The sequence below is a fragment of the Phenylobacterium sp. CCH9-H3 genome (assembly GCF_001557235.1).
Lineage (GTDB): Bacteria > Pseudomonadota > Alphaproteobacteria > Caulobacterales > Caulobacteraceae > Phenylobacterium.
In genome coordinates this window covers 19,701-32,106 of sequence record NZ_LSJI01000223.1, presented here as the reverse complement: position 1 = coordinate 32,106, position 12,406 = coordinate 19,701, and the positions used below count along the sequence as shown (strand labels likewise).

Annotated in this window: 15 protein-coding genes; 6 read left to right on the top strand and 9 right to left on the bottom strand. The window is 70.0% G+C overall.

Annotated features, from left to right (window positions below; translation table 11 throughout):
• Window positions 1-193, bottom strand: a 193-nt coding sequence (locus tag AX721_RS27510) for a hypothetical protein (RefSeq protein WP_156467266.1), incomplete at its 3' end; no start/stop codon positions are given.
• Window positions 194-550: 357 nt separating this feature from the next.
• On the opposite strand from AX721_RS27510, the gene AX721_RS19400 reads away from it, so the two are divergent.
• Window positions 551-1,084 (top strand): hypothetical protein, encoded by a 534-nt coding sequence (locus AX721_RS19400; RefSeq protein WP_068877623.1) that lies wholly within the window; start codon window positions 551-553, stop codon window positions 1,082-1,084.
• Here the strand turns inward: AX721_RS19400 and AX721_RS19395 are convergent, their stop codons facing one another.
• Window positions 1,085-2,260: an aspartyl/asparaginyl beta-hydroxylase domain-containing protein gene (locus tag AX721_RS19395; protein ID WP_068877622.1), complete on the bottom strand. Its 1,176-nt coding sequence runs from the start codon at window positions 2,258-2,260 to the stop codon at window positions 1,085-1,087. It abuts the gene before it with no gap.
• A gap of 159 nt (window positions 2,261-2,419) precedes the next feature.
• On the opposite strand from AX721_RS19395, the gene AX721_RS19390 reads away from it, so the two are divergent.
• Together AX721_RS19390 and AX721_RS19385 are read left to right on the top strand one after the other, a co-directional pair.
• On the top strand, window positions 2,420-2,830 hold the full coding sequence (locus tag AX721_RS19390; RefSeq protein ID WP_068877621.1) for a TIGR01244 family sulfur transferase: 411 nt from the start codon (window positions 2,420-2,422) through the stop codon (window positions 2,828-2,830).
• Window positions 2,827-3,726 carry an MBL fold metallo-hydrolase gene (locus tag AX721_RS19385; protein WP_068877620.1) on the top strand — a complete coding sequence of 300 codons (900 nt, stop codon included), beginning with the start codon at window positions 2,827-2,829 and terminating at the stop codon, window positions 3,724-3,726. Before AX721_RS19390 ends, AX721_RS19385 begins: the two co-directional genes overlap by 4 nt.
• Here AX721_RS19385 and AX721_RS19380 read toward each other — a convergent pair.
• The gene (locus AX721_RS19380; RefSeq protein ID WP_156467265.1) at window positions 3,723-5,105 is read right to left on the bottom strand and encodes a PLP-dependent aminotransferase family protein; all 1,383 of its coding nucleotides are present in this window, start codon (window positions 5,103-5,105) and stop codon (window positions 3,723-3,725) included. The two genes, AX721_RS19385 and AX721_RS19380, sit on opposite strands and share 4 nt — an antisense overlap.
• A 77-nt stretch (window positions 5,106-5,182) precedes the next feature.
• On the opposite strand from AX721_RS19380, the gene AX721_RS19375 reads away from it, so the two are divergent.
• Window positions 5,183-5,611, top strand: a complete 429-nt coding sequence (locus AX721_RS19375) for a DUF983 domain-containing protein (RefSeq protein WP_068877618.1) — start codon at window positions 5,183-5,185, stop codon at window positions 5,609-5,611.
• A 7-nt stretch (window positions 5,612-5,618) separates the two neighbouring features.
• Here AX721_RS19375 and AX721_RS19370 read toward each other — a convergent pair whose 3' ends face one another.
• From AX721_RS19370 to pdxH, 4 genes are all read right to left on the bottom strand, one after another.
• Window positions 5,619-6,128 carry a GNAT family N-acetyltransferase gene (locus tag AX721_RS19370; protein ID WP_068877617.1) on the bottom strand — a complete coding sequence of 170 codons (510 nt, stop codon included), beginning with the start codon at window positions 6,126-6,128 and terminating at the stop codon, window positions 5,619-5,621.
• Between the two features lies 1 nt (window position 6,129).
• On the bottom strand, window positions 6,130-7,776 hold the full coding sequence (locus AX721_RS19365; RefSeq protein WP_068877616.1) for a long-chain-fatty-acid--CoA ligase: 1,647 nt from the start codon (window positions 7,774-7,776) through the stop codon (window positions 6,130-6,132).
• A gap of 82 nt (window positions 7,777-7,858) precedes the next feature.
• A complete protein-coding gene (locus AX721_RS19360; RefSeq protein WP_231733133.1) occupies window positions 7,859-9,352 on the bottom strand; it encodes a bifunctional aminoglycoside phosphotransferase/ATP-binding protein in 1,494 nt (497 codons plus the stop codon).
• Complete coding sequence (pdxH, locus tag AX721_RS19355) at window positions 9,349-10,014, bottom strand: pyridoxamine 5'-phosphate oxidase (RefSeq protein WP_068877615.1); 666 nt, start codon at window positions 10,012-10,014, stop codon at window positions 9,349-9,351. Before pdxH ends, AX721_RS19360 begins: the two co-directional genes overlap by 4 nt.
• Before the next feature lie 102 nt (window positions 10,015-10,116).
• Between pdxH and AX721_RS19350 the strand changes: the two genes are divergently transcribed.
• Together AX721_RS19350 and AX721_RS19345 are read left to right on the top strand one after the other, a co-directional pair.
• Window positions 10,117-10,788, top strand: coding sequence for a J domain-containing protein (locus AX721_RS19350; protein ID WP_231733132.1), 672 nt, complete (start codon window positions 10,117-10,119; stop codon window positions 10,786-10,788).
• Between the two features lie 45 nt (window positions 10,789-10,833).
• Window positions 10,834-11,265 carry a hypothetical protein gene (locus AX721_RS19345; protein WP_156467263.1) on the top strand — a complete coding sequence of 144 codons (432 nt, stop codon included), beginning with the start codon at window positions 10,834-10,836 and terminating at the stop codon, window positions 11,263-11,265.
• Between the two features lie 7 nt (window positions 11,266-11,272).
• Here the strand turns inward: AX721_RS19345 and AX721_RS19340 are convergent, their stop codons facing one another.
• Both AX721_RS19340 and AX721_RS19335 read right to left on the bottom strand, forming a co-directional pair.
• Complete coding sequence (locus AX721_RS19340) at window positions 11,273-11,887, bottom strand: GNAT family N-acetyltransferase (protein WP_068877612.1); 615 nt, start codon at window positions 11,885-11,887, stop codon at window positions 11,273-11,275.
• Window positions 11,884-12,363 carry a GNAT family N-acetyltransferase gene (locus AX721_RS19335; protein WP_068877611.1) on the bottom strand — a complete coding sequence of 160 codons (480 nt, stop codon included), beginning with the start codon at window positions 12,361-12,363 and terminating at the stop codon, window positions 11,884-11,886. Before AX721_RS19335 ends, AX721_RS19340 begins: the two co-directional genes overlap by 4 nt.
• Window positions 12,364-12,406: the final 43 nt, after the last annotated feature.

Sequence of the window (12,406 nt, the reverse complement as noted above, 5' to 3'; positions counted from 1 at the left end):
CGGCCGCGCTCACCGCGGTGACCGGGCTGACGCTCTCCAGGTTCGGCGACGGAATACGCGTGCCGGTGACGACGACTTCGGAGATTTCATCCGAGCCGGTCTGGGCCGCAGCTTGCGACGAAAGACCCAACAGGGCCGCGCCGCAAATCATAGACGACGCCAAAAGGCGTTCCCGCATGGACTTGAATTTCACGGTCTTGATCCTCCAGCGGTCCTGCCCGGCGGGCGGCCGCTCCCCACAAAAAGAGATCGGTCCCGAAAGCGGGATGCGCCCTCGGTTACGGCGGAGTTACGGGGCTGGAAGAGGAGCGCTCAACGCAGATTAGCGTTTGGCAATGTTTCGGGCGCCCACCTGTCGCATTCTGGTCACAGATTGCCGCACCGTTCCTGAAACCGGGTAAGGTTTCGTCGCCGATGGTGACGGTGCGCAGAGGCGCACCCTGCGGAGCGCGGCAGAATCGGGGCGCCCATGTGGCCGCTGAGCAAGCATTGCGCGACCCGCCCGGCCCCGCTTAATGGGCGCAGGAGAGGCAATCCTGAGGTCGACGACATGAAGACGGTGGCGGTGGTGGCGGTCGGCGTCGCGGTGGCGGCGAGCCTCGGCGCGTCGGCCTTGCAGGCCCAACCGAAGGGCGAGTCGCGGTCCGCCATGCTGCAGAAGCTGGTGGATTGCCGGAAGCTGACGGACGAAACTCAGCGTCTCGCCTGCTACGATCAGGCCACCGTCGCGCTGGACCAGGCCGAGGCCAAGGGCGACATCGTGGTGGTCGACCGCGAGCAGGCCCGCAAGGTCCGCCGCCAGGCCTTCGGCTTCTCCATGCCCTCGCTCAGCCTCTTCGAGCGCGGCGAGACCCAGGAGGAGCTGGAGAACGTCACCGGCGTCGTCGCCCTCGCCCGCGTCAACGGCGCCGGCAAATGGGTGATCAAGTTGGAGGACGGCGCGGTCTGGACGCAGGTCGATTCGAAGGAGCTGTTCAAGGATCCCAAGCCAGGAATGCCGGTGAAAATCCGCCAGGCGTCGCTGGGCAGCTTCCTGATGACGATCGACACCATGGGCGCCTTCCGCGCCCGCCGCACCGAGTAGTCAGCCGCTATAGAACGCGTTGCGGGCGGCCATCATCGCGCCGATGCGTTCCCGCTCGCCCGGCTCCAGGAACGGGTTCCAGACGTCGAAGATCAGGATGACGCGCAGTTCGTCGGCGTCGTTCCAGGCCTCGTGCTCGATGGTGTCGTCGAAGACCCACGCCTCCCCCATTCGCCACTCGCGCACCTCGTTGCCCACCCGGAAGCGCGCCCGCCCCGGGAGGATCAGCGGCAGATGGCAGAGCAGCCGCGTGTTCGTCGATCCGGTGTGAGGCGGGATGCAGGTTCGCGCATCCAGCGCTGAGAACATGGCCGTCGGTGCGAAGTCCGCCTGGTGGGCCATGGGCAGCCGGTCCAGCAGGTCGCTGGTCTGCGGGCAGCTTGCGCAGACCTCCGCCTGCCGTTCCCCGTCCTTCCAGAGGAACAGTGAGCTCCAGCGACGGGAGTGGTTGAGCTCCTCCCACTGGTTGACCGGCTTATCGGGCGGGAAGGCGATGTACGGTGCGAAGGACTCCATCCGGCCGGCCATCACGGCCTGGAGTTCCTCGACGATGACGGGCGTCGCGGCTTCGAGCTCGGCCAGCCAGGGGAACAGTTCGCGCGGATAGAACGGGATCGCCGGCAGCCGCGGGTAGTGCAGCAGCAGGGGCTCGTGATTGAACACCTTGCGCCGCCCGGCATAGACCCCAATCGCTTCGTCCAGCCGGCTCCGCACCAGCTCTCCGCCCGCCTCGTCCAGGGGGCCGACACGGTCGCGCAGATAGGCTTCCAGGGCCGCGCGGGTCTTCTCGACCACCTCCCGCGCGCGGGCGACTGGCGCCTTAAGCCCGGGTAGGAGGTTCGCCTCGTCGGGGGCGAGCTTGAGCGCGTTTTCATAGGCCTTTGCGGCGAGCCGCTCGCCCGACAGCTTCTCGATCACGGCGCCCTTCGAGAGGAGCGCCAGGAAATTGTACGGCTCCAGGGCCAGGGCCTCGTCCAGCGCCGCCAGCGCCGCCGGCAGCGCCCCGCTGGCCCGGTGGATCAGCGCCTTCTGCATCTTCACGTGCGGGTCGAACGGCGCGACGGCCTCCGCCCGGGTCACGCAATCCAGCGCGGTCGCGCGATCGCCCCGCCGCATCGCCGAGGCGGCGTCGGCCAGCAGTTGTTCCGGCGATATGGCTTGCCCCCCGGCTACCATCACCCATTCCCCGCGGTCGGCTGGCGCCGCCTGGTCTCTCGCCGCATACCGCTTGCAACGCCTCTCACTCGCGGCCTTTTCCGGGGCCGCCCGTTGCGAAACTTCCACCCACCCCCGATGATGTCAACGACAGGCCCACCAGCGTTTTGCGAGCACCCGATGTCCGACTTCCGACGCGTCACCGACGACTTCACCACCGCCCCGCAGATCAGCGTGGCGGATGTCGCCGAGGCGGCGCGGCAAGGGTTCCGGACCGTGATCAACAACCGGCCCGACGACGAGGAGCCGGGCCAGCCGTCGTCGGCGCAGATCGAGGCGGCGGCGCGGGCGGCCGGCCTGGCCTATTTCCACATCCCGGTGCGGGGCGGCCCGACGCCGGAGCAGGTGGAGCAGACCAAGGCGCTGCTGGCGGACGTCGAGGCGCCGATCCTGGCCTTCTGCCGCTCGGGCACACGCTCGATCGTCACCTGGTCGCTGAGCCAGGCCCAGTCGGGCGCCCTGCCCCGCGGCGAACTGGTCGCCCTGGGCCGCCAGGCCGGCTACGACCTATCGGGCGTGCTGGGCGGATGATCCCCTACGTCCGCGAGATCGACATCGAGTATGGCCGCTGCGACCAGGTCTCGCCGCTGATCCGGCGGGTGACGGCCAACAATCCCGGCCCCTTCACCTTCCTGGGCACCGGCACCTATATCGTCGGCCGCGGCGAAGTGGCGGTCATCGACCCGGGCCCGGACGATCCGGCGCACCTGGATGCGATCCTGCAGGCGGTCAGCGGCGAGAAGATCACCCACATCCTGATCACCCATCACCACTCCGACCATTCTCCCCTGGCCGGGCCGCTGAAGGCGCGGACGGGCGCCACCATCTACGGCTGCGCCGTAGCCGGCCCCGAAGAGGCGGACACCGGCGAGGTCAGGATGGAGGCCGGGCACGACCACGACTTCCGGCCCGACATCAGCCTGTGCGACGGCGGCGTCGTGCTGGGCCGCGGGTGGACGATGGACGCCATCCCCACTCCCGGCCACACCTCCAACCATATCTGCTACGGCCTGCGGGAGGAGAACGCCTGCTTCAGCGGCGACCACATCATGGGCTGGTCCACGACCGTGATCACTCCGCCCGACGGCGACATGACCGCCTATCTGGCGAGCCTGGACGACATCCGCTCACGCAAGTTCGACGTCCTGTGGCCGACCCATGGCCCGCCCATCCGCGACGTGGACGCGTTCATCGGCGCCTACATCGAGCATCGTCAGGAGCGGGTGGATCAAATCCTCGGGGCCCTGAAGGCGGGGCCGGCGCGCATCAACGAACTCGTGCCACGCCTTTACGCGGACGTCGATTCCCGACTGCACCCGGCGGCGGCCCGCTCGATGCTGGCGGCCATGATCCATCTGGTGCGGCGCGGCCAGCTCACGACGGACGGCGCGCCGGGGCCCGACAGCACCTACCGTCTCGCCGGTTAGACGACTGCCTGCGGGGCCGGCGCGTCGTTCAGCAGCCGAGCCGCGCCCTCCAGCGCGCCGCGTAGCACGGCCTGCGTTCCCGGCCCGCCGAGCGAGATCCTCAGGCCATTGGGGTGATCCGGCCCCGCGGCGAAGGCGTCCGCGGTGACCAGGGCCAGACCCTTCTCCTGGGCGAGACGGTGGACCCGGTCCACCCGCCATTCCGGCGGCAGGTCGAGCCAGACGTGGACGCCCTCCGGCGCGCCCCGGGCACCTGGCAGCACCTCGGCGGCGATCGCCCGGCGCTGGCGTGCTTCCTGGCGCACGCCGGCCAGCAGGCGCTCGGCGGTCCCCTCCCGGATCCAGGTGGAGACCACCGCCGACATTAGGGGCGACGGCATCAGGGCCAGGGACCGCAGCGCCTCGGCCGTGCGCTCCGCCAGGGCCTCGGGCGGAACCAGGAAGGCCGTACGCAGGCCGGGCGACAGGCACTTCGAGAGCGTGGCTAGGTGGAACGTCCGCTCCGGCGCCAGGGTGGCGAGAGCCGGCAGAGGCGCATCGAACAGGCGCGCGTAGGGATCGTCCTCCACAATCCAGAGGCCGGCGGCGCGCGCCACCTCGGCCAGGGCCTGGCGCCGGCCAAGGTCCAGGGTGACGGCGGTGGGATTGTTGGTCGTCGGCGTCACGTAGAGGGCCGCCGGGCGCTCGTCCGCGCACAGGCGCGCCAGGGCGTCGGGCTCCAGCCCGCCCGCGTCGGACGGGCAGACGCGCACCTGGAGCCCGAACCGTCGGGCCGCGGTCAGCACGCCGGGATAGACCAGGGGCTCGGTGACCAGGGCGCGGCCGCCTGCCCCGGCGATCGTCGCCAGGATGGCGGCCAGGCCGGTCTGCGCGCCCGGCGTCACGAGCACTCGCGCGGGCGCCAGCTCACCCAGGCTGGGCGCGAGCCAGGCGGCGGCCGAGGTCCGCTGGCCGAGACTTCCGCCGCCGGGGTGGTAGGACATCAGCGTCGCGACATCGGTCCGGTCGACCACCGCCGCCACGGTCTCCTTCAGCAGGGCCCCGAGCGAAAGGCCCTGGGGCGGCGGCGGGAGGTTCATGCCCAGGTCCATCAGCCCGGCCTCGTCCTCTGCCGCCCGGGCGCGGACGAAGGTGCCCCGACCCACGGCGCCCTCGATCAGGCCACGGGCGCGCGCGGCGGCGTAGGCCCGCGTGACGGTCGTGAGGTCGACACCCAGAATCCGGGCCACCGTCCGCTGCGGTGGCAGTTGGTCGCCCCCTTGCAGTTCGCCATCCCGGATCGCCGCCTCGAGGGCGTCGACCACGCGGGCGTACATCGGTTGTCCGGGAGCGGGCAGGCGCGCGAGCCAGCGGGCGGAGGGGTGCGTCAGGGAGTCCATTGCGATCCTCGCATCAAACACATACATTTCACATCAATTGTATGCGTTCAATATCTGCATTGTATGGAGATGACGCCATGGACCTCACCGGCTGCGAACCGTCCACCCTCAGCGCCGGCCTGCGTTGCCGCTGCCCCCGTTGCGGCGAGGGAAAGCTGTTCTCGGGGTTCCTGACGCTGGCCAAGTCCTGCGACCAGTGCGGGTTGGACTATGGCTTCGCCGATCCGGCGGACGGCCCGGCCTTTTTCGTTATGTCCGGCGTCGGCATCGCCGTCGTGGGCCTCTGGGCCTGGTCGGTGGTCGTGTTCCACCCGCCCCTGTGGCTGCAGTTCGCGACGGTCTTCCCGGCCTTGATCGGCGGCTGCCTGGCGTGCCTGCGCCCGATGAAGGCCTGGCTGGTGGCCGAGCAGTATGTGCACAAGGCCGAAGAGGCCCGCTGGGCCAGCGTGGGCGGCCACGGCGAAGGCGGCTTCGTCTACGACCGCCGCAAGGCCTCGGGCGGTTGAAGCGCGGCTACAGCGCCTTTTCCAGCACGTCGAAGTAGAGGTCCGGTTGCCGGGGCCGACCAAACCGCGGATCGTCGTACGGGAACGGTTTGGTCTCCCCGGTCAATTCGTAGCCGCGCCGCACATACCAGGCGATCAGTGTCTCCCGCTGGTGGACCACCGTCATACGCATCCGTCGCGCCCCACGCGCTCGGACCCAGTCCTCGGAAGCGGCCAGGAGCGTTCGGCCCAATCCGGCGTCCTGGCGGTCGGGACGAACGGTCAGAATGCCCAGGAGCCAGACGCCATCGGCTCCCTCGTCGAGCCGCACATGGCCCAGGTGCTCCCCGGCGGGGTCTCGCCAGATCAGGAGGTGAGCGCCGGGCGCCGCCAGATCGTCGCGGAGCAGCGACTCGTTGATCCGCTCCCCCTCGATCATGTCCTCGACGTTCCAGCCCGCCGCGCCCGTGTCGCGGAACGCGCGATTGGTGAGCGCGATGACGTCCGGGTAATCGGCCTCGTCGGCGCTCTGCAGCATGCTAGACGCTCTCCTTCGCCTTCGCCGACGGGAGGACATAGTCCTTCATCCGGTCGCGGATCAGTTTCTTGTCGATCTTGCCCGTGGCGCCCAGCGGGATGTCGTCGACGAAGACAACGTCGTCCGGCGTCCACCACTTGGCGATCTTGCCCTCCAGGAAGGCCAGGAACTCCTCCTTGGTGGCCTCGACGCCTTCGCGGAGTTTCACCAGTAGGACGGGCCGTTCGTCCCACTTGGGGTGAGCGGCGCCGATCACCGCCGCATTCGCCGCCTTCGGATGGCCCATGGCGATGTTCTCGATCTCGATCGAGCTGATCCACTCGCCGCCCGACTTGATCACGTCCTTGGCCCGGTCGGTGATCTGCATGAAGCCCTGATCGTCGATGGTCGCGACGTCGCCGGTGTCGAAGAAGCCTTCGCCGTCCAGGATCTCGCCGCCCTCGCCCTTGAAGTACTCGCCGACGACGAAGGGCCCCTTCACCTTCAGCTTGCCGAAGGTGGACCCGTCGTGGGGCAGGCGCTCCTCGGCGTCGTTCACCAGCTTCATCTCGATGCCCAGGGGCGGACGGCCCTGCTTCAGCTTGAAGGCGAGCTGGGCCTCGGGGTCCATTTCGGAGATGGCGGCGTTGGGCGCGGAGATGGTGCCCAGCGGCGACAGCTCGGTCATGCCCCAGGCGTGGGTCACGTCCACGCCGAACTCGTCGCGGAAGCCGCGCACGATGGCCTCGGGCACGGCCGACCCGCCGATCACCACCCGCTTCAGCGTCGTGAGCTGAGACTTCGTATCGCGCAGGTGCGCCAGCAGCATCTGCCAGACCGTCGGCACGGCGGCCGAGAAGGTCACGCCCTCGCTCTCAATCAGCTCATGGACCGAGGCGCCGTCCAGCTTCTGGCCCGGCATCACCAGCTTGGCGCCCGACGCCGGACAAGACAGCGCCAGGCCCCAGGCGTTGGCGTGGAACATCGGCACCACGGGCAGCACCACCTCGGTGGCGCCCAGGTTCATGACGTCCCGGGTCATTGTGATGATGGTGTGCAGGAAGTTGGAGCGGTGGGAGTAGAGCACGCCCTTGGGATGGCCCGTGGTGCCCGAGGTGTAGCAGAGGCCGGCGGCGGTGTTCTCGTCGAAGCCGCCCCAGACGCAGTCGGCCGAGTGCTGGTCGATCAGGTCCTCGTAGCAGAGGGCGCCCGGCAGGCTGACGCCCTTCATCCCCTCGCGGTCGGTCAGCACCACGATGTGCTTCACGGTGGGCAGCTTGGGCAGGTTCTCGGCCAGCACCGGCACGAAGGTCAGGTCGGTGAAGATGATCCGGTCTTCGGCGTGGTTGATGATGTAGCAGAGCTGCTCAGCGAACAGCCGCGGGTTCAGGGTGTGGCAGACCGCCCCGATCCCCATGATCCCGTACCAGGCCTCGATGTGGCGCGCGGTGTTCCAGGCCAGGGTGGCGACCCGGTCGCCCGGTTGGACGCCCAGGCCCTTCAGCGCGTTGGACAGCCGCTTCGCCCGGGCGTGGACCTCGGCATAGGTCGTCCGCACGATCGGACCCTCGACGGAACGGGTCACGACCTCGCGATCGCCGTGCCAGGCCTTGGCGTGGTCGAGGATCTTGTCGACCGTAAGCGGCCAGTTCTGCATCAGGCCCAGCATCTGCACGCCTTCTCCCCTAGGTTATCGACTGTTAGTTGGCGGTCACGATTAGAGAGACGATGTCGCTTCCGCAACGGGAGCGTCAACTTGCCCTGTCAATCCAGGCCTTCGCAGCCTGCGCCGTCGGCGCCTGGGCGTCGACCGTGGGCCAGGCCGGAGCTTCCGTCAGCCGGCCGACCTGATCGTGCAGCACGGCCACCGTCGCGTCCGAGGCGTCGCCCGTGCGGGCCGCCACCCGCGCCTCCAGAACCTCGACCGGCGCGTCCATCCAGGCGCCGCGGAACGGCACGCCGCATTCGGCCGCCAGCGCCTCCACGCGGGCCCGCAGACCGGGGTCGATGAAGGTGGCGTCCAGCACCACCGCACGACCGGCCTTCAGCAGCGCCCGCGCGTTGTCGATCATGGTGTCGTATGTGCGCACGTAGAACTCGGCCGTGTAGGCCGCCGGGTCCATCGTGGTGGTCGGCGGGATGTTCATGAGCCGCTTGCGGATCTCGTCCGTGCGCAGGATCACGGCGCCGGGCGAGGCTCCGAGCGCCGGCGCCACGGCGCGCGAGAAGTGCGACTTGCCCGAGCCTGACAGCCCGCCCACCGCGGCCAGCACCGGCGGCGGCGGCGACAGGTGGGCGATGGCCGCCTCCACATAGGCCCGCGCCGCCCCCGGGTCCGACGAATGCGCCGACACGTGCGCCCTTACCCCCGCGCGGACCGACAGCATCAGCGGCAGGCTGGCGAGGCCTTGCCAGATCTCGGGCGGGAACGTCCGGGCCGCCTCGTCCATGTAGCCGGACAGGGCCCGCACCGCCGCGTCGCGCCGGTCTCGGAAGTCCAGGTCCATGAGCAGGAAGGCCAGGTCGTACTGCACGTCCAGGTCGGACAGCAGATCGCTGAACTCGATGCAGTCGAACAGCACCGGCCGGCTGTTTTCCAACAGGATATTGCCGAGGTGCAGGTCGCCGTGGCAGCGGCGGGAGAAGCCGCTCGCCGCCCGGTGGGCCAGCAGGGGCGCCTGGCGTTCCAGCTCGGCCTCGGTCAGGGCGATCATGGTCTCGACGCGGTCCTGGTCGAGGCCCTCGCAGGTTTCGCGGAGAAGCTGGGCGTTGGAGCCGACGGTGAAGCTGAGGGCCGTCAGGCCGCCGGCGGGGCGCAGCGGCGCATCGGCATGGAAGCCGGCGATCATCCGGCCCAGGGCTTCGGCGAGGTCGCCGGTGACGGCTTCGGGCCGGGCCGAAAGAACACAGCGTTCGTCGAACCGGCGCATCTCAAGGACGTGATCCACCGCCTCGCCTGGGCCGTCCAGCGCCAACCCGTCCGGCTCGCGCGTGACCCGGCGCACGGCGCGGTAGATGTCCGGGGCGGCCGCCTTGTTGAATTCCAGCTCGCGGTCCAGCGCCCACTTGCGGCGCTCCAGCGTCGAGAAATCCGCATAGCCCAGGTCGGCGTGGCGCTTGAGCTTCCAGGCCGCATCCCTGCCGAGGAAGACGTGGGCGCAGGCGGTCTCGATCGCCTTGTCCGTACGGGCCGCCAGCCAGGCCATGATCTCGGCCTCGACCGGCGTCGTCCGGGGGCCGCTCAAGGAAACAGCCTGCGCGTCGCCCAGCCGCCCGCGGCGCGCTCGAACACCAGCCGTTCGTGCAGGCGGAACGGGCGGTCGCGCCAGAACTCGATCGATTGGGGCGCCACCCGGAAGCCGGACCAGTGCGGCGGCCGCGGCACCTTGCCCAGGCCGAAGCGCAGACCGACCTCGGCGATCTTCTTCTCCAGGGCCAGCCGATCCGGCAGGGTTCGCGACTGGGCGCTGGCCCAGGCGCCCAGCTGGGCCGGCCGGGCGCGGGTGGCGAAATAGGCGTCGGCCTCTTCCGGCGTCGTCGGCGTCACCTCGCCGCGCACTCGCACCTGGCGGCGCAGCGACTTCCAGTGGAACAGCAGCGCGGCCTTGGGATTGGCGGCCAGCTCCTCGCCCTTGGCGCTCTCGAGGTTGGTGTAGAAGACGAAGCCGTCGGGATCGACGTCCTTCAGCAGCACCATCCGCACGTCGGGAAGGCCGTCGGCGTCGACGGTCGCGAGGGCCATGGCGTTGGCGTCGTTCGGCTCCTTCTGCAGGGCCTCTTTGAGCCAGGCGTCGAAAAGCGCGAAGGGGTCGGTCTCGCTGAGGAGCGGCGGCGGCTCGGCGGTCGCCACCTGGCGGACGTAGTCGTCCTCGGTCGGGGACGCCGGGATGAGGGTCTTTTCGGTCACGCTGGGGGTATAGCGCGGCCGCGCGCGACCTTGCGAGCGCTTAACGGTGCGTTGACGGCGTTTACCCTACGGTCCTGGCTCATGAGTCGGACGGCTCCCGACATGACCCTGAAGATGGCGCGCGAGGTGCTGGGCGTGAGCTCCGACTCGACGCCCGCCGAGGTGCGCAAGGCGTTCCGGGAAGCGGCCAAGCGCGCCCACCCGGACCAGGGCGGGGACGAGGGCGCATTCCGCCAGGTGATGGACGCCTACCAGCGCCTGCAGGATCCGCTCAGCGACCGCTTCGTCCAAGCGCCGGCCCGGGCGCGGCCGACGCCGGATCCCGACCTGGAGATTTCGCCCAAGCTCGCCCTGGAAGGCGGCGACGTGGACCATCGGATGCCGGACGGCCAGTTCGTCCGCATCAGCCTGCCGCCCGGCCTGCGCTCGGGGGACAGGGTGCAGGCGGCCGGCCATGAGCTGTCGGTCTATATCCGCGCCCACGACGGGGTGCTGGTCCGCGGCGACGACGTGTGGATGACGGCCAAGGTGGCCCCGGGCCTGCTCAAGAAAGGCGGCCGGATCACCGTCGACACGCCGCTCGGCCGCCGGAGCATCTGGATCGACCGCAAGGCCGCCGAACGGGGCCTGGTCCGCGTGGAGGGCGAAGGCCTGCCCGCCCGCGGCCGGCGCGAGGCCGGCCACCTCTTCGTGCGCCTGGCCGCCAACCCCGGGCTGGCCGACAGCGCCGCCCTCTCCCTGCTCCGCCGCTTCGCCGCCGCCTGGGCCGCCTGACTGGTACAGTTCTTGCTTAACTAGGCCCAACGCAAGGAGGGCCGGATGGCTATGAACGGTATTGGCGCGCTGCTTTCCCTCGGACTGCCGACCGCCGCGGGCGGCGTCGCTCAACCCGGCCAAGCGCCGGAGACCCCCGCCGACGCCGCCAAGGCCCGCGCTGAAGCTGCGGCCGCGCGCCAGAAGGCGACCCTCGACGAGGTGCGGGAGAAGGGCCTGTACGCCTGGGCCCAGGAGAAGAAGTTCGAGGCCCTCAAGGAGAAGATCGAAAAGGAGATGAGGGCCGCCAAGGGCATCGACGACGCCTCGCTGGCCGCCATGACCCCCGAGGAGCGCGCCGCGACCCTGACCTCGCTGGAAGCCGAGATTTCCAAGCGCATTCAGCAGGTCATGCAGGACGCCCTGACCGGCGAGGCGCAGAAGGCCGCCAAGGAAGGCCGGTCCGCCCAACCCATGATCATCGATATCGCGGTCTAGCGGCCGCCTACAGCCGGTGGCGCTGGCGCCACTCGTCGCGGGTCAGCTCCCAGTAGACGGAGCGGCGGGTGGTTCCGTCCGGGCGGACGGCCTCGCGCTCTCCCATCCGCCGGAAGCCCGCGGCGTCGATGCCCTTCTGGGAGCGGACATTGTCGAGGGCGGCGGTGAGGCACATCAGCCGCACGCCCAGGGTCTCGAAGATCCAGCCGAAGGTGTGCGCCATGCCCACGCCGCCCTGGCCCTTTCCCTGCAGGTCGGCACGCATGGCCCCGGCAAGCTCTGCCGACGCGTGCTCGGGCCAGACGGTGATACGCGAATAGCCGGCGACCTCGCCGTCCTCGTCCAGCGTCACCAGCAGCAGCGCCTCGCCCGCCAGCGCCTGGGCCTGGTTCTCGGCCACCCAGCGGGTCACGCTGTCCTCGGTGATCGGCCGCGGCAGGTCGTAGATGGGCCCCGACACCCGCATGTCGCTGAGCAGGGCCGTCAGGCCGGGAACGTGCTTCAACTCGGCCCGGGCGCGGCCCATGCCGAGGGTGGAAATGTCGGCGGCGCGCACCGCCTGGCGGATCGCCTCGGCCTCCTCCGCGGAGGCGTGGATGACGGTTTTCGGCGGCGCGCTCATGACGCCGCGAGGCGTTCCAGCGCCGCGCCATCCAGCCGCCGAACGGTCCATTCGGTCATCGCACCGGCTCCCAGGCTGTCGTAGAAGGCGATCGAGGGCGCGTTCCAGTTGAGCACGGCCCACTCCAGCCGTCCCAGCTCGGCGTCGACACAGCGCTGGGCCAGCTTGCGCAGCAGGGCCTTGCCGGCCCCGACGCCGCGCGCCTCGGGCCGGACGAACAGATCCTCCAGATAGATCCCCGCGCGGCCGCGGAAGGTCGAGTAGTTGTAGAACCACAGCGCGAAGCCCACCGGCTGGCCCTTGTGCTCGGCGATCTCGCAGAAGCTGCGCGGGTTCTCCCCGAACAGGTCGCGGCGGATGTCGGCCTCGGTCGCCTCCACCTCGTGCAGCAGCCGCTCGTACTCCGCCAGCTCCCGGATGAAGGACAGGATCAGCGGCGCGTCGGCGACGGTCGCCACCCGGATATTCACGCTCATGTCACAAACCTAGGCGCGGACCCGACCCAAGGCCAAGCCTTCT